The following is a 16,001-nucleotide window of genomic DNA, read 5'->3' as shown; positions in this document are numbered from 1 at the left end:
CGTCACACCCCAGTGCGAACATATGTTCGTGCGGTGTGATGCGTCCATCCTGCACGCGGACCTGGATTCGTTCTACGCGTCCGTCGAGCAGCGCGATGACCCGACGCTGCGCGGGCGCCCGGTGATCGTTGGCGGCGGTGTGGTCCTGGCGGCCAGTTACGAGGCCAAGGCCTACGGCGTGCGCACCGCGATGGGCGGGGCGCAGGCGCGCAGGCTGTGCCCGCACGCGGCGGTGGTGCCCCCGCGGATGAGCGCCTATTCGCGGGCCAGCGACGAGGTGTTCGAGGTATTCCGCGACACCACTCCGGTCGTCGAGCCCCTCTCGGTGGATGAGGCTTTTCTCGACGTCGGCGGCCTGCGCCGGGTCTCGGGTACCCCCGTCGAGATCGCGGCGCGGCTGCGCGCCAACGTGCGCGACCGAGTCGGACTACCCATCACCGTCGGGATCGCGCGGACCAAGTTCCTGGCGAAGGTGGCCAGCCAGGAAGCCAAACCGGACGGGCTGCTGTTGGTGCGGCCCGATCGCGAGCTGGAGTTCCTGCACCCGTTGCCGGTGCGTCGGTTGTGGGGCGTGGGCGCGGTGACCGCCGAGAAGCTGCATGCCCACGGCATCGAGACGGTGGCCGACGTGGCCGAACTCGGCGAGTCGACGCTCGCTTCGATGCTCGGCGCCGCGATGGGTCGCCAACTGTATGCCCTGTCCCGCAACATCGATCGCCGCCGCGTGACCACCGGGGTGCGTCGCCGGTCGGTCGGGGCTCAGCGGGCGCTCGGCAGCGCCGGCAATCGCATGACGCCCGGCGAACTCGACGCGGTGGTGGTGAACCTCGTCGACCGGATCACCACCCGCATGCGCGCCGCCGGGCGCACCGGACGAACGGTGTTGCTGCGCATGCGTTTTGACGACTTCAGCCGCGCTACCCGCTCGCGCACGCTGCCGTGGGCAACCTCGTCGACGCAGCCCATCCTGGCCGCCGCTCGACAGCTGCTCGCGTCGGCCGCACCGCTGATCACCCAAAAGGGTTTGACGCTGGTGGGTTTCGCCGTATCGGGCATCGACCGGGATGGCACCCAACAGCTGATGCTGGCCTTTGTCGACGACTCGACCGCCATCGATCAGGCGGTCGACCAGGTGCGGCGCCGCTACGGCAAATCGGCGTTGACGCGTGGGGTGCTGGTCGGTCGCGACGCCGGACTGGAGATGCCGCACCTACCGGACTGAGCCGGTCCAGGGCGCCGACCCGCCGCAACGGCGCGCACTCAATCATGCTGAAACGCAAGAATTGCGCAAGTCGTCGTCGTTATTCTCGGGCTCGACAACACCGATTAGGAGCCATGATGTCGTCTTTCGTGTCGGTATTTCCTGAGGTTCTCAGCACAGCATCGGCGGACGTGAACGCGATTGGATCGGCGATCAGGTCGGCCAACGCCGCGGCGGCGGCTCCGACGACATCGGTGATGGCGGCGGCGCGGGATGAGGTTTCGGCGGCGGTCTCCCAGGTGTTCGGCCGCTATGGCCAGGAGTATCAGGCGCTCAGCGCGCAGGCGGCGCTGTTTCATGAGCAATTTGTGCAGGCGTTGACGTCCGGCTCGCGGCTCTATGCGATCAGTGAAGCGGCCAGCGCAGCGGCCACTGCCGATCCCCTGACGGCGCTGGTCGGGGCGGCCCAGGGCCTCGGCGTGTTCTCGCCGGTGGAGTTGCTGACCGGGCGCCCGTTGTTCGGCAACGGAGCCAACGGGGCGCCGGGCAGCGGGAACGACGGTGGTGACGGCGGATGGCTGATAGGCAACGGCGGCAACGGTGGGTCGGGCGCGCACGGCCAGGACGGCGGGGCCGGCGGGTCGGCGGGGCTGTGGGGCCATGGCGGTAACGGGGGCGCCGGCGGAAGCGGCAAGGCCCTGTTCGGCGAGCCGGGCGGCAACGGCGGGGCCGGCGGGGCCAGCGGGCTGATCGGTGGTGGCGCGGGCGGGACCGGCGGGACCGGCGGGGACGGCGGCAGCGGCCTTCCGGTTGGGGTGGCGGGCGGCCATGGCGGTGCCGGCGGTGCGGGCGGGGCCAACAGGCAATTGCTATCGCTGAACGGCGCCGGTGGTGACGGCGGGGCGGGCGGGCGCGGCGGCCTCGGCGGAACCGGTATCGACGTCAGCGTGACCGGCGGGACCGGCGGGGCCGGTGGGCACGGGGGCGCCGGTGGCAACGGTGGGGCCGGCGGCGCAAATCAGGCCCTGCTGGGCGGCGCCGGCGGGGCGGGCGGCATCGGCGGCGACGGCGCCTCGGGTGGCAAGGGCGGCGGCGGTGGAGACGGGGCCGGTGCCACCAGCGCCGGAACCGGGGGCGTCGGTGGCGACGGCGGCAACGCCGGTGCCGGTGGGGCCGGTGGCGCCGGAGGAGGCCTCCTCGGGCAGGCCGGTAGCGGCGGCTCGGGAGGTACCGGGGGCGCTGGCGGTACCGGCGGTGACGGAGGTGGCTTCAGCGGCACTGGGTTTAATGAGGTGGCCGGCCGAGGCGGCCTAGGCGGCCACGGCGGCGCCGGCGGCGCCGGCGGCGACTCCAGTGCTGGCGCAACCAATGGTTCCGGCGGCGACGGCGGTCTCGGCGGTACCGGGGGTACCGGCGGCGGCGCGAAATCGGGAACCGGCGCAAACCACTCCGCCTACGGCGGTGGCGGGGGCGGCGGCGGTGCGGGCGGTACCGGCGGCCAGGTCGGGGGCGGTGGCATCGGCGGCTCCGGAGGTACCGGTGGCACCGGCGGCAGCGGCGGCACCGGCGGCGCCGGCTCAACCCAACTCAGCCAGCCAGTAGCCCTCGGACTCGGCGGGGACGGCGGCCAAGGCGGCGCCGGTGCTCCCGACGGCGGGGCGGGGGGTACCGGAGGCGGAGGCGGCACCGGCGGTGGCGCGGTTGGGGAGGCGAACGGGGACATGGCCTTTGGCGGAGGCGGAGGCGGGGGCGGTGGGGCCGCTTACGCCGGCGGCGCGGGCGGCGCGGGCGGCGCAGGAGGAAACGCGATCACCACCGCCTCTGGGGGGCTAGCTCAAGGAGGTGCCGGCGGAAGCGGCGGCACCGGCCCCGGTGGTGGTGGCGGCGGCGGAGCGTGGGCCTACCCCGCCAACGCCGACAACGGCTCCGCCGGCGCCAAGGGCGACTTGGGCGGCGCCGGGGGCGTGGGTGGTGGTAATAGTGGGCAGTACGGCGGTGACGGGGGCGCCAAGGGCGTCGCCGGTGACGGTGCCGAGGCCCTTATCGTGATTGGCGGCAACGCCGGCGGCGACGGGCAATCCGTCTGACGCTGGCGGTCGCACCCGCCTCAGGCTGCGGTCCACTCCAACAGCCGTTCGGCCGGCCAGGTGTTGACGATCCGGTCGACGGGCACACCGGCGTCGAGCGCGCGCTGGGCGCCGTAACCGAGGAAGTCCAACTGGCCGGGGGCGTGCGCGTCGGTGTCGATGCTGAACACGCAGCCGATGTCCAGCGCCAGCTTCAACAGCCGCGTCGGCGGGTCACGGCGCTCGGGGCGGGAGTTGATCTCCACCGCGGTGCCGTGGTCGCGGCAGGCGGTGAACACCGCTTCGGCGTCGAATTTCGATTCGGGCCGGATGCCGCGATTGCCGGCGACCAGCCGCCCGGTGCAGTGGCCCAGCACGTCGGCGTGACCGTCGGACACCGCGCGCACCATGCGGCGGGTCATGGCATCGGAATCCATCGACAGCTTGGAGTGGACGCTGGCCACCACGACGTCGAGGCGCTCGAGCAGCTCGGGCTCCTGGTCCAGGCTGCCGTCGTCGAGGATGTCCACCTCGATGCCGGTGAGAATGCGCATCGGCGCGAACTTGTCGCGCAACTCGTCGATCACGTCGAGCTGTTTGCGCAGCCGCTCCGCCGAGAGCCCGTGGGCGATCGTGAGCCGCGGCGAGTGATCGGTGAGCGCGCAGTACTCGTGTCCGAGCGTGGCCGCGGTGGCCATCATCTCCTCGATCGGTGCCGACCCGTCCGACCAGTTGGAGTGCAGGTGCAGGTCCCCGCGCAGCGCGGCACGTATTTGTCCCCCGCCGAGATCGCCTGCGGCAGCGCGCAATTCGGCCAATTGATCGGGCTCGCGCCCGGCCCAGGCCTGCGCGATGACCTTCGCGGTCTTGGGTCCGATGCCGGGAATCGACTGCCAGCTGTTGGCCTGGCCGTGTCGCTCGAGGGCGGCGTCGTCAAGGTCCTCGAGGATGTCGGCGGCGTTGCGGTAGGCCATCACCCGCCGTGGATCTTGGCGGTCGCGATCCTTGTAGTACGCGATCTGGCGCAGTGCCTCTACCGGGTCCATAGCTGCCCCACCACAAAGCCGGCGAAAACCACTGCGAATCCGCCCATTTCGCCCACGATCAGCAACGCCATCATCGCCCCGGTCCCCCGCGGCGGACGCTCGAATTGATTCTCCGTGTCGCGCCGCGCCCCGTGCAGGATGTAGGACCCGATGGCGGCGACGAAGAAGAACACGGCGACCATCGCCGCAATCAGGTTCACCCACGCCGGCCAGGCGCTGAGCTCGACGAAGACGGCGATGAGCAGCGTCGCGAACGAATAGAGCAACGCCGCCCGATGCGCGATGTCGACGTAGGGGTGCGCCCGGTGATCGTCGGAGACCATGATCTGCCGGTACTTCCACACGCCGAGGCCGAGCGCCAGCAGAAAAATCAGACCGGCCGCCAGCAGCGTGATCTTGGTGTCGATTCCGAGGACCATGGTGTGCCCGAGTTTAGTTGCGCTTAATAAAGGCGGACTACCGTCGATTACATGCGATTCGCCTTCAAGACCGCTCCGCAAAACACCACCTGGCCCGACATGCTTGCCCTCTGGCAGGAGGCCGACCAGATCGACGTCTTCGAATCGGGTTGGACCTTCGACCACTTCTACCCGATTTTCAGCGACAGCAACGGTCCCTGCCTGGAGGGCTGGACGACCCTGACCGCACTCGCGCAGGCCACCACGAGGCTCCGCCTCGGCACCCTGGTCACCGGCATCCACTACCGGCATCCAGCCGTGCTCGCCAACATGGCCGCCGCGCTGGACATCATCTCCAACGGCCGCCTCGAATTAGGGATCGGCGCCGGCTGGAACGACGAAGAATCGGGCGCCTACGGCATCGAGCTGGGTTCCCTCAAGGACCGCTTCGACCGGTTCGAAGAAGCATGTCAGGTGCTGATCAGCCTGCTGAGCCAGGAGTCCACCGACTTCGCTGGCAAGTTCTACCAGCTCAAGGGCGCCCGCAACGAACCCAAGGGCCCGCAGCGCCCGCACCCGCCAATCTGCATCGGCGGCAGCGGTGAGAAACGGACGCTGCCGCTGACGGCGCGCTACGCGCAGCATTGGAATTTCGTTGGCGGGACGCCCGAGCAGTTCGCGCACAAGCGCGACGTCCTGGCTGCACGCTGCGCCGACATCGGGCGCGATCCCAAGGAGATCACCCTGTCGGCCCACCTGCGCCTGGGTGAAGACCGCAACTACGGGCAGGTCGTCGAGGACGCGGCCGCCCTCGCCGCCGAAGGTTTGGACCTCGGCATCGTCCACATCGCCCCGCCGCACGATCCGGTGATACTGGAATCGCTGGCGGAGGCGATCCGCGAATCCGGCCTTGTTAGCTGAGTTAGCTCAGAGCAAACCTCGCGACGTACGTGCGGTGGCGTTGACGGGCCGCTAGACCCCGAACAATATGAGGTCCTGAGCCGTCACCAGGCGCTCGTGTTTGGCGGGAAATTCGTGGCTTTTCAGTGGATGGCGTAGCCATGACCAGGCAATTCGGCCCATCCGTGATCGCGGTCCGGGGTGTGTACGCACAGTGATCACTCCTGCGGTCGGCCAGCTCGTTCGGACTCCCCCTGTGATGAAGCCCACACCGGTCTATTACACAACAATCGTCTGGCAAACGGTGGCAGAAACGCCGAAAAATATATTCATGTTTCTGAAGTTACTGGTGTGACTTTCCGGGCTTTTATTGGAGCGGCGCCGCCGTCGGCTTGATTGGCGCCGGCAATGCCGTCGAGCCCATCAGATAGCGGTCCACCCCGGCCGCGGCCGCCCGCCCCTCGGCGATCGCCCAGACGATCAGCGACTGGCCCCGGCCCATGTCGCCGGCGACGAAAACGCCGGGCACCGAGGTGTCGAAGTCGGCGCCGCGCGCGACGTTTCCGCGGTCGGTGAGCTTCACTCCGAGGTCGGTCAGCAGGCCCGGCTGCTCCGGGCCGACGAATCCCATCGCCAGCAACACCAGATCGGCGTCGAGTTCGAAGTCGGTGCCCTCGACCTTGACGAACTTGCCGCCCTCCATGGTCACTTCGTGCACCTTGAGCGCGGCCACGCGCCCGTCCTTGCCGACGAACTCCTCGGTGTTGACCGAGAAGACCCGCTCGCCACCCTCTTCGTGTGCCGACGACACGCGGTACATCAACGGATAGGTCGGCCATGGCGTGGACTCGGCGCGAGAGTCCGGCGGGCGCGGCATGATCTCGAACTGGTGGATGCTGGCGGCGCCCTGCCGGTGCGCGGTGCCCAGGCAGTCGGCGCCGGTGTCGCCGCCGCCGATGATGACGACCTTTTTGCCCTTGGCGGTGATCGGCGGCTCCCCGTCGTCGCCGAGAACGTCGTCGCCTTCCTGCACTCGGTTACTCCACGGCAGGTACTCCATCGCCTGGTGGATGCCGTCCAGGTCGCGGCCGGGAATCGGCAGATCCCGCGCGGCGGTCGCGCCACCGGCCAGCACCACCGCGTCGAAATCGGCGCGCAGCTGCTCGGCGGTGATGTCGACGCCGACGTTGACGCCGACCCGGAACTCGGTGCCCTCGGCGCGCATCTGTTCGAGCCGCCGGTCGAGCACCCGCTTTTCCATCTTGAATTCCGGGATGCCGTAGCGCAGCAGACCACCGATGCGGTCGTCGCGTTCGAAGACGGTCACGCGGTGGCCGGCGCGAGTGAGCTGTTGGGCGGCGGCCAGTCCCGCCGGGCCCGAACCCACCACGGCCACAGTCTTTCCCGTCGACTTGTCCGGAGGCAGCGGCACCACGAAGCCCTCATCGAAGGCGTGATCGATGATCTCCAGCTCGATCTGCTTGATCGTCACCGGATCCTGATTGATGCCGAGCACACAGGCCGGTTCGCACGGCGCCGGGCACAGCCGGCCGGTGAAATCCGGGAAGTTGTTGGTGGCATGCAGCCGTTCGATCGCGTCGCGCCACCGGCCCCTGCGCACCAGGTCGTTCCATTCCGGAATGAGGTTGCCCAGCGGACAGCCGTTGTGGCAGAAGGGAATCCCGCAGTCCATGCAACGGGTCGCCTGCTCGCGCAGGGTGTCGTCGTTGAACTCCTCGTAGACCTCTTTCCAGTCTTTCAGCCGCAGCGCGACAGGCCGTCGCTGCGGCAATTCCCGACGTGTGTATTTCAGGAAGCCGCTCGGATCAGCCATGCGCGGCCGCCATGATCGCCTTGTCGACATCCGTGCCGTCGCGTTCGGCTTCGGCGATCGCCTGCAGCACCTTCTTGTAGTCCCGCGGCATCACCTTGACGAAGTGCCGTTGCTGGCCATGCCAGTCGGCCAGGATGCGTTGCCCCACAGCTGAGTCCGTGGCATCCACGTGCGCCTGGATGATGCCGTGCAGGAACTCGGCGTCGTCCTCGTCGAGGGTCTCGACGTCCACCATCTCGGTGTTCAGGTTGTCGGGCAATTCCTCGTCGGGGTCGTAGACGTAGGCAACACCGCCGGACATACCGGCCGCGAAGTTGCGGCCGGTCCGGCCCAGGATGACGACCCGACCTCCGGTCATGTACTCGCAACCGTGATCGCCCACGCCCTCGACCACGGCGTGTGCCCCGGAGTTACGCACAGCGAACCTTTCTCCCACCACACCGCGCAGGAACGCTTCCCCGCTGGTGGCGCCGAACAGAATCACGTTGCCACCGATGATGTTGTCCTCGGCGACGTAATCCTGCGGCGCGTTGTCCGACGGACGCACCACGATGCGGCCACCGGATAGACCCTTGCCGACGTAGTCGTTGGCATCGCCGTACACGCGCAGCGTGATGCCCTTGGGCACAAAGGCGCCGAAGCTGTTACCCGCGGACCCGTCGAACGTGATGTCGATCGTTCCATCCGGCAAGCCTTGGCCGCCATAGGCTTTCGTCACCTCGTGGCCGAGCATGGTGCCGACCGTGCGGTTGACGTTGGCGATGGTGGTGGAGAACCGGACCGGCTTCTGCGAATCCAGCGCCTCGCGGCTCATCACGATCAGCTGCTGGTCGAGCGCCTTGTCCAGGCCGTGGTCCTGGCGCGAGCTGCAATACAGGTCCTGGTTCATGAACGCCGATTCCGGCTCGTGCAGCACCGGCGTCAGGTCAAGCCGGTGCGCCTTCCAATGTGCGCGAGCCAGCGTGGTGTCCAGGGCGCCGACCTGGCCGACCATTTCGTTGAACGTCCGAAAACCCAGCTCCGCCATGTATTCCCGGACTTCTTCGGCGATGAACAGGAAGAAGTTCTCGACGAATTCCGGCTTGCCGGTGAACCGCTCACGCAGCACCGGGTTCTGCGTGGCCACGCCGACCGGGCAGGTGTCGAGGTGACATACCCGCATCATGATGCAGCCGGCCACCACCAGCGGGGCGGTGGCGAAACCGAACTCCTCGGCGCCCAGCAAGGCGCCAATGACCACGTCGCGGCCCGTCTTGAGCTGGCCGTCCACCTGCACCACGATCCGGTCGCGTAACCCGTTGAGCAGCAAGGTCTGCTGCGTCTCGGCCAGCCCCAGCTCCCACGGGGCACCCGCGTGCTTCTGCGATGTTAGCGGGGTGGCACCGGTGCCGCCGTCGTGTCCCGAGATGAGGACGACGTCGGCGTGCGCCTTGGAGACGCCGGCGGCAACCGTGCCCACCCCGTTCTCGGAGACCAGCTTGACGTGCACCCGCGCCGATGGGTTGGCGTTCTTCAGGTCGTGGATCAGCTGCGCCAGGTCCTCGATGGAATAGATGTCGTGGTGCGGCGGCGGCGAGATCAGGCCGACACCGGGTGTGGAGTGCCGCACCTCGGCCACCCACGGGTACACCTTGTGCCCCGGAAGCTGGCCGCCCTCACCGGGTTTCGCGCCCTGAGCCATCTTGATCTGGATATCGGTGCAGTTGGTCAGGTAGTGCGAGGTCACGCCGAAGCGGGCCGAGGCAACCTGCTTGATCGCGCTGCGGCGCCAGTCGCCGTTGGGGTCGTGGTCGAAGCGCTTGACGTCCTCGCCGCCCTCGCCGCTGTTGGACCGGCCGCCCAGCCGGTTCATCGCGATCGCGAGGGTCTCGTGCGCCTCGGCGGAGATCGAGCCGTAGCTCATCGCGCCGGTCGAGAACCGCTTGACGATCTCGCTGGCGGGCTCGACCTCGTCCAGGGGGACCGGGGGCCGCACGTCGCCGCGGAACTTCAGCAGGCCACGCAGCGATGCCATCCGCTCGCTCTGGTCGTCGACCAGGCGGGTGTACTCCTTGAAGATCTTGTACTGCCCGGTGCGGGTGGCGTGCTGCAGCCGGAAGACGGTCTCCGGGTTGAACAGGTGGTACTCGCCTTCGCGACGCCACTGATAGTCCCCGCCCACCTCGAGCTCACGGTGTGCGCGTTCGTCGGGCCGGTCCAGATACGCCAGCCGATGCCGGGCGGCGACGTCGGCGGCGATGTCGTCCAGGGTGATCCCGCCGGTCGGGCAGGCCAGCCCGGTGAAGTATTCGTCGAGCACATCCTCGGAGATGCCGACCGCTTGGAACAGCTGTGCGCCGGTGTAGGAGGCCAGCGTCGAAATGCCCATCTTGGACATCACTTTCAGCACGCCCTTGCCGGCCGCCTTGACGTAGTTGTTCAACGCCGTCTTGCGGTCGATGCCGTCGATGATGCCGCGATCGAGCATGTCCTCGATCGACTCGAACACCAGGTAGGGGTTGATCGCCGCGGCCCCGCAGCCGATCAGCATCGCCATGTGGTGCACCTCGCGGGCGTCGCCGCTTTCGACCACCAGGCCCGCGTGCGTGCGAGTACGGTCGCGCACCAGGTGGTGGTGCACCCCCGCCACCGCGAGCAGCGACGGAATCGGAGCCATCGTCTCGTCGGACTCACGGTCGGACAGGATGATCACCCGCGCGCCGTCGGCGATCGCCGCCGAGGCTTGCGCGCGCACGTCGTCCAACGCGGCGGCCAAGCCGGCGCCGCCCTCGGCGACCGGGTACAGGCAGCGAATCACCTTGGAACGCATGCCATGCGGGCGCCCGTTGACCTCGTCGTCGGGGTCGAGGTTGATCAGCTTGGCCAGCTCGTAGTTCCGCAGAATGGGCTGCGGCAGCGAGATCTGGTGACACGACCTCTCGGTCGGGTTGAGCAGGTCGCACTCACCACCGGTGGTGCCCTGCAGGCTGGTCACCACCTCCTCGCGGATGGCGTCCAGCGGTGGGTTGGTCACCTGCGCGAAGAGCTGGTGGAAGTAGTCGTAGAGCATCCGGGGACGCTGCGACAGCACCGCGACCGGAGTGTCGGTGCCCATCGACCCGATCGGCTCGGCGCCGGTGCGGACCATCGGTGCCACCAGCAGATTGAGCTCCTCGTAGGTGTAGCCGAAAGCCAATTGGCGCAAGACAACTCGACTGTGCGGCATCCGCGCGTACTTGCCCGCCGGCAACTTCTCCAGCGGAACCAGTCCCTTGTCGAGCCACTCGCGGTAGGGGTGCTCGGCGGCCAGCTCGGCTTTGATCTCTTCGTCGGAGACAATGCGGCCCTGCGTCGTGTCCACCAGGAACATCCGGCCGGGCTGCAGCCGCATCCGGCGCACCACGGTCGACGGGTCGAGATCCAGCACTCCGGCCTCGGAGGCCATCACCACCAGGCCGTCCTCGGTGACCCAAATCCTGGACGGGCGAAGGCCGTTGCGGTCCAGCACCGCGCCCACGATGGTGCCGTCGGTGAACGTCATCGACGCCGGGCCGTCCCACGGCTCCATCAAAGACGCGTGGTACTCGTAGAAAGCCCGTCGCGCGGGGTCCATCGACTCGTTGCGTTCCCACGCTTCGGGGATCATCATCAGCACCGCGTGCGGCAGGCTGCGCCCGCCCAGGTGCAGCAGTTCGAGTGCCTCGTCGAAGCGCGCGGTGTCGGAGGCGCCCGGCGTGCAGATCGGGAACAGCTTCTCCAGGTCGTCGACCGACCCGAAGATGTCGGTGCTCATCAACGCCTCGCGGGCCCGCATCCAGTTCTCATTGCCGGTGACGGTGTTGATCTCCCCGTTGTGCGCGATGCGCCGGAACGGGTGCGCCAGCGGCCACGACGGGAACGTGTTCGTGGAAAAGCGCGAGTGCACGATGCCCAGGGCGCTGGTCAGCCGATCGTCTTGCAGGTCAAGGTAAAACGCCTTGAGCTGCGGGGTGGTCAGCATGCCCTTGTAGACGAACGTTTGCCCGGAAAGGCTTGGGAAATAGACGGTTTCGCGACCCGGGCCGTCCTGGCCCGGACCCTTGGTGCCCAGTTCGTGCTCGGCGCGCTTGCGGACGACATAGCAGCGTCGCTCCAGCGTCATGCCCGAAACACCCGGAGCCCCCGCCAGGAACACCTGCCGGAAGGTCGGCATGGCGTCGCGGGACAACGCGCCAAGGGAGGAGTCGTCAGTGGGTACGTCGCGCCAGCCCAGCACCTGCAGGCCTTCGGCTTCGGCGATCTTCTCCACCGCGGCGCAGGCGGCGGCGGCGTCCTTGGAGGACTGCGGCAGGAACGCGATGCCGGTGGCGTAGCTGCCCTGGGCGGGCAGCTCGAAGTCGACGACCTCGCGCAGGAACGCGTCGGGGACCTGGATCAGGATGCCGGCCCCGTCACCACTGCGCGGCTCGGCTCCCTGCGCGCCGCGGTGTTCGAGGTTGAGCAGCGCGGTAATGGCCTTGTCGACGATGTCTCGGGTGCGCCGGCCGTACATATGGACGACCATGGCCACTCCGCACGAATCGTGCTCGTATGCGGGGTTGTACAGCCCTGCGCGCTTGGGCGTCATTCCCACCTAACCCTTCACCTGAAACTCTCTGCGCGGCCTATGTGGTGGCACCGACGGTTCCGAACCCCTAAGGTCGCGGGTTAGGCCCCTTCGGTCTTGTCGATAGGCTGTCCGCCAGCCGGAGATGACTCGATCGTGTATTCGTCCGTGCAGCGCTGAACGGTGGGCTCGTAACCAGTCTCGACAAGTCGTAAAACGATATGACAAAACCCGCCTGACATGCCAACTTCCCTAATAGTAACCTGCCGGCTGGCGTCACCGTAAATTCGCTGTAACGACTGGTCGACGGCCTCGCTGCCGGGGCAATCCGCGCACCACCGTTCGGATCGGGCCGACCACCGGCCTTAGCGCGCCCTCGGACGAGTTTGCCCGCGGCCGTCGTCCCGTGAGTCGCGGGCGTGCCCGGAGGCGCCCTGCCGCGGCACCCGATCCGCCCCGCCGAGTCTGCGCAGGCCAGGTCGGTGGCCGCGCGGCGGTTAGCCGATACTGGTCTGCAGTTGATACCCGAGGGGGCCCATGAACGAGCGCGACGAATACCTCCGGGACCGCGTTGGGCCCGGCCGGCCGCCGGCTTACCCGCCCAACGCGCCGCAACCGCCGTCCCCGGCCTTTTCCCCCGTCGGCCCCGCGCCGCAGGGCCGGCCCGCGCCTCCTCCCGGTCCGCCGCACCAGCCGGCGTACCCGGCCACGGGTCACGGCGCGCCGGGTCCCCCGCCCGGTGGGTGGTCCGACTCGGCATTCGCGCCGCCGCTGGGCAACCGTCCGCCGCTGCGCGCCGACCGCGGCTGGCGGCGCCTCGTCGAGTCGATGACGTTCGGCCTGGTCAGGCTCGGTCCGTCGCGCGCGCAGCGCGAGGAGGCCCAGTACGAAGCGGCCATCCGGACGGTCCTGCACGGCAACCACAAGGTCGGTGTGCTGGGCAAAGGCGGCGTCGGAAAGACGTCGGTCGCCGCCAGCGTCGGGTCGATCTTCGCCGAACTGCGTCGACAGGATCGCGTCGTGGCGATCGACGCCGACACCGCCTTCGGGCGCCTGGCTAGCCGAATTGATCCGGAGTCGACCAACTCCTTCTGGGAATTGACCGCCGATAAGAACCTGCATTCCTACGCCGACGTGATGGCCCGCGTCGGCCGCAACCGCGCCGGGCTGGCGGTGCTGGGCGGCGAGCCGGCGGCGGGTCCACGCCGGGTGCTGGATCCGGCCATCTACCGCGAGGCGGCGTTGCGGCTGGATCGCCATTTCGCCATCTCGGTCATCGACTGCGGCTCGACGATGGACGCCCCGGTCACCCAGGAGGTCCTGCGGGACCTGGATGCGCTGATCGTGGTGTCCTCGCCGTGGGCCGACGGGGCCTCGGCGGCCGCCAAAACCTTGGATTGGCTGGCCGATCACCACCTGAGGGGCCTGCTGCAACGCACCATCGTGGTGCTCAACGACTCCGACGGGCATGCCGACAAGCGCACCCGGGCGCTGCTGGCTCGAGAGTTCGTCAACCACGGGCAACCGGTGGTCGAGGTGCCGTTCGATCCGCATCTGCGGCCCGGCGGGGTCATCGACGTGAGCACGGAAATGGCTCCGGAAACCCGGCTGCGAGTGCTGCAGATCGCGGCAATGGTGACGGGGTATTTCGCCGCGCGGCCCGCCGAGTCCCGCAACCGCCCTCGATAACCCGCGGTTCCGTCAGCGCGCCGACGGGTCGGCCACCGCCTCGATCTTGGTGATGAGGGCGCCGCGGATGGTCAGCACGATGGCCGCGAACAGCCGACCGTCCGCGAATGCCAGCACGGTCGGCTGCCCGGCGGGTCCGGTGACCAAGGTCGCCCCGGGCCCCAGATAGCGCAGTAGGTTGGTGGCCACGTTGTGCGGCCCGTGGTTGACCTGCGGGGGCGGCGCCGGGTCGGCGAGGACGGTGCCCACGCCCCACACCGTCGGATCCAGCACGGCTGTCAGGGCGGCGATGTCGCCGTTGGCGCAGGCGGTGATGAATTTCTCGGTGACCAGTTGGTGTTCGGACGAGGCCACGTCGATCAACTTCGGTTGTGCCCCAGTGAATTTGGCCCGCGCGCGGCGCGCCAGCTGGCGGCAGGTGCCGACCGGACGGCCCACCGTGTCGGCGATGGTGTCGAAAGGCACCCCGAACACGTCGTGCAGCACGAAGGCCACCCGTTCGCCGGGGCTGAGCCTGCGCAGGACCTCCAGCAGCGCGGCACGGACCTCGTCGTCGAGGGTGACCCGGTCGGCCGGGTCGGCGCGTGGCGATTCGTCGATCAAGGCCTGCTGGCCGGTGTCGGTGGGGCGCTCGTAGCGGGCTCGCGCCGAACGCACTTGGTCCAGGCACAGCCGGCTGGTGACCACCGTGAGCCAGCCCCGGACATCGTCGATCTCGTCCGGCTCCGTGCGCGACAGCCGCAGAAATGCCTCCTGCGCAACGTCTTCGGCGTCGCCGACATCGCCGAGTATCTGGTAGCCGAGGTTGATCAGATACGGGCGGTGCCGACGCCACGCCTCGCTTATCTGGTCGCTGGGTGGTTGCTGCATAAATCTTCGACGATCCGGTGCCGCGGAAAGTTACCGATTCCGACTGTAACTTTCCCACCTTTCGGCCCGTCCTTGGATCGAGAACCTCACGCAAAGGAGTCGCATCATGACGATCGTGATCACCGGGGCGACCGGTAACGTCGGCCGCCCGCTCGTCGCAGAACTCGCCGCCGCGGGCGCACCGGTGCGGGCCGTCACCCGCACGCCGAAGACCGCTCGGTTTCCCGCTGGCGTCGAAGTCGTCGGCTCGGCAGCCGAAGCATTGTCCGGCGCATCGGCGGTGTTCCTCAATTCCCGGGCCCTGGGTGAAGCGCTGCCGGTCTTCGTAGCCGAGTGCGTCCGTGCCGGGGTCACCAAACTGGTTGCGTTGTCGGCCATCAACGCCGACGACGACTTCTCGTTGCAGCCGTCACGCTTCCGCGGCGACCGCAACAAGGAGGTCGAAAGCTTGGCGATGGATTCCGGCCTGTCTTGGGTTAGCCTGCGGCCCAGCGCTTTTGCGACGAACTTCGCGGGCATGTGGTCCGCTCAGATCCGGGCCGGCGATGTGGTGACCGGACCCTACGCCCAGGCATCCAGCGCGCCGATCGTCGAGAGCGACATCTCGGCGGTCGCGGCCCGCGCGCTGCTCACCGATGAGCTTGTGGGCCAACGGGTTACGCTGACCGGTCCGCAGGCATTGACCAACAGCGAGCTCACGGAAGTGATCGGCGCCGTGCTGGGGCGCGCGCTGCGCTACCAGGAGGCGCCGCCGGATGTCGTCCGGCAGCGGTTCATCGGCCTGGGCTTCCCAGCCGAGTTCGCCGACGCGTATATAAAGATGCTCGCCGAGACGCTGGACCAGCCCGCCCTGGTCACCTCCGACGTGGAGAAAATCCTTGGCCGCCCGGCACTTTCGTTCGCGCACTGGGTTGCCGAGCACCGTGCGGTGTTCACCGAGAAGATGGGAGCCTGACATGCGTGACGCGTTGGGGCCACGTCCGCCGCGTTATCTCAAACCCATGAACAAGGTGATGATGGCCGTACAAAAGCTGGGGATACCGACCGGTCCCGCCATGGTGCTGACGGTGCCGGGACGCAAGTCGGGCCAACCGCGCAGCACCCCGATGACGCCCTTCGAGTTCGACGGCGGGCTTTACGTGGTGGCCGGCTATCCCGGTGCAGACTGGGCGGCCAACGCCCGGGCTGCGGACTTCGGCACACTGTCGCGCGGGCGGCGGTCCCGGCGGGTGAGGATCGTCGAACTGACCGCCGAGGAGGCCCGGCCGGTGCTGCGGGAGTTTTCGACCGCCGTGCCGGTCGGTGTCGCGTTCGCGAAGCGATCCGGGATGGTGCGCGACGGCACCGCCGATGAATTCGAGGCGTTGGCGGGCCGGCTGGCCGTCTTCCGGTTCGACCCGAGCAGCTGATAGGCGAACGGCTCCCGCTGTCGC

Annotated in this window: 11 protein-coding genes; 6 read left to right on the top strand and 5 right to left on the bottom strand. The window is 68.6% G+C overall.

Annotated features, from left to right (window positions below):
* Positions 1-22 precede the first annotated feature (22 nt).
* Positions 23-1,222, top strand: coding sequence for a DNA polymerase IV (dinB, locus tag G6N66_RS26010; protein WP_085235057.1), 1,200 nt, complete (start codon positions 23-25; stop codon positions 1,220-1,222).
* A 113-nt stretch (positions 1,223-1,335) separates the two neighbouring features.
* The gene (locus G6N66_RS30185; RefSeq protein WP_456320204.1) at positions 1,336-3,288 is read left to right on the top strand and encodes a PE family protein; all 1,953 of its coding nucleotides are present in this window, start codon (positions 1,336-1,338) and stop codon (positions 3,286-3,288) included.
* A 20-nt stretch (positions 3,289-3,308) separates the two neighbouring features.
* Here G6N66_RS30185 and G6N66_RS26000 read toward each other — a convergent pair whose 3' ends face one another.
* Entirely contained in the window at positions 3,309-4,313 is a 1,005-nt protein-coding gene (locus G6N66_RS26000) for a PHP domain-containing protein (protein WP_085236716.1), read from the bottom strand.
* Positions 4,301-4,732 (bottom strand): hypothetical protein, encoded by a 432-nt coding sequence (locus G6N66_RS25995; protein WP_085236718.1) that lies wholly within the window; start codon positions 4,730-4,732, stop codon positions 4,301-4,303. The genes G6N66_RS26000 and G6N66_RS25995 overlap by 13 nt, the downstream gene beginning before the upstream one ends.
* A 51-nt stretch (positions 4,733-4,783) precedes the next feature.
* On the opposite strand from G6N66_RS25995, the gene G6N66_RS25990 reads away from it, so the two are divergent.
* Positions 4,784-5,632 carry an LLM class F420-dependent oxidoreductase gene (locus G6N66_RS25990; RefSeq protein ID WP_085236720.1) on the top strand — a complete coding sequence of 283 codons (849 nt, stop codon included), beginning with the start codon at positions 4,784-4,786 and terminating at the stop codon, positions 5,630-5,632.
* Positions 5,633-5,978: 346 nt separating this feature from the next.
* Here G6N66_RS25990 and G6N66_RS25985 read toward each other — a convergent pair whose 3' ends face one another.
* Both G6N66_RS25985 and gltB read right to left on the bottom strand, forming a co-directional pair.
* A complete protein-coding gene (locus tag G6N66_RS25985; RefSeq protein ID WP_085236721.1) occupies positions 5,979-7,445 on the bottom strand; it encodes a glutamate synthase subunit beta in 1,467 nt (488 codons plus the stop codon).
* The gene (gene gltB, locus G6N66_RS25980; RefSeq protein ID WP_085236723.1) at positions 7,438-12,030 is read right to left on the bottom strand and encodes a glutamate synthase large subunit; all 4,593 of its coding nucleotides are present in this window, start codon (positions 12,028-12,030) and stop codon (positions 7,438-7,440) included. Before gltB ends, G6N66_RS25985 begins: the two co-directional genes overlap by 8 nt.
* A 516-nt stretch (positions 12,031-12,546) precedes the next feature.
* Between gltB and G6N66_RS25975 the strand changes: the two genes are divergently transcribed.
* The gene (locus G6N66_RS25975) at positions 12,547-13,698 is read left to right on the top strand and encodes a MinD/ParA family ATP-binding protein (RefSeq protein WP_179968318.1); all 1,152 of its coding nucleotides are present in this window, start codon (positions 12,547-12,549) and stop codon (positions 13,696-13,698) included.
* A gap of 12 nt (positions 13,699-13,710) precedes the next feature.
* Here G6N66_RS25975 and sigI read toward each other — a convergent pair whose 3' ends face one another.
* Positions 13,711-14,568, bottom strand: coding sequence for an RNA polymerase sigma factor SigI (gene sigI, locus G6N66_RS25970; RefSeq protein ID WP_085236724.1), 858 nt, complete (start codon positions 14,566-14,568; stop codon positions 13,711-13,713).
* A 106-nt stretch (positions 14,569-14,674) separates the two neighbouring features.
* Between sigI and G6N66_RS25965 the strand changes: the two genes are divergently transcribed.
* Both G6N66_RS25965 and G6N66_RS25960 read left to right on the top strand, forming a co-directional pair.
* On the top strand, positions 14,675-15,523 hold the full coding sequence (locus G6N66_RS25965) for an NmrA family NAD(P)-binding protein (RefSeq protein ID WP_085236726.1): 849 nt from the start codon (positions 14,675-14,677) through the stop codon (positions 15,521-15,523).
* A gap of 1 nt (position 15,524) precedes the next feature.
* Positions 15,525-15,977 carry a nitroreductase family deazaflavin-dependent oxidoreductase gene (locus tag G6N66_RS25960; protein WP_085236727.1) on the top strand — a complete coding sequence of 151 codons (453 nt, stop codon included), beginning with the start codon at positions 15,525-15,527 and terminating at the stop codon, positions 15,975-15,977.
* Positions 15,978-16,001: the final 24 nt, after the last annotated feature.

This window comes from Mycobacterium conspicuum (assembly GCF_010730195.1).
In the GTDB taxonomy this organism is placed as follows: domain Bacteria; phylum Actinomycetota; class Actinomycetes; order Mycobacteriales; family Mycobacteriaceae; genus Mycobacterium; species Mycobacterium conspicuum.
Note: the sequence above shows the minus strand (reverse complement) of the source record. Positions and strands in the feature narration are given on the sequence as shown.

What these genes read in the sequence shown, in the direction of transcription:
- dinB (WP_085235057.1), top strand. Translation starts at nt 23, where the DNA reads ATGTTCGTGCGGTGTGATGCGTCCATCCTGCACGCGGACCTGGATTCG.
- G6N66_RS30185 (WP_456320204.1), top strand. Translation starts at nt 1,336, where the DNA reads ATGATGTCGTCTTTCGTGTCGGTATTTCCTGAGGTTCTCAGCACAGCA.
- G6N66_RS26000 (WP_085236716.1), bottom strand. Translation starts at nt 4,313, where the DNA reads ATGGACCCGGTAGAGGCACTGCGCCAGATCGCGTACTACAAGGATCGC.
- G6N66_RS25995 (WP_085236718.1), bottom strand. Translation starts at nt 4,732, where the DNA reads ATGGTCCTCGGAATCGACACCAAGATCACGCTGCTGGCGGCCGGTCTG.
- G6N66_RS25990 (WP_085236720.1), top strand. Translation starts at nt 4,784, where the DNA reads ATGCGATTCGCCTTCAAGACCGCTCCGCAAAACACCACCTGGCCCGAC.
- G6N66_RS25985 (WP_085236721.1), bottom strand. Translation starts at nt 7,445, where the DNA reads ATGGCTGATCCGAGCGGCTTCCTGAAATACACACGTCGGGAATTGCCG.
- gltB (WP_085236723.1), bottom strand. Translation starts at nt 12,030, where the DNA reads ATGACGCCCAAGCGCGCAGGGCTGTACAACCCCGCATACGAGCACGAT.
- G6N66_RS25975 (WP_179968318.1), top strand. Translation starts at nt 12,547, where the DNA reads ATGAACGAGCGCGACGAATACCTCCGGGACCGCGTTGGGCCCGGCCGG.
- sigI (WP_085236724.1), bottom strand. Translation starts at nt 14,568, where the DNA reads ATGCAGCAACCACCCAGCGACCAGATAAGCGAGGCGTGGCGTCGGCAC.
- G6N66_RS25965 (WP_085236726.1), top strand. Translation starts at nt 14,675, where the DNA reads ATGACGATCGTGATCACCGGGGCGACCGGTAACGTCGGCCGCCCGCTC.
- G6N66_RS25960 (WP_085236727.1), top strand. Translation starts at nt 15,525, where the DNA reads ATGCGTGACGCGTTGGGGCCACGTCCGCCGCGTTATCTCAAACCCATG.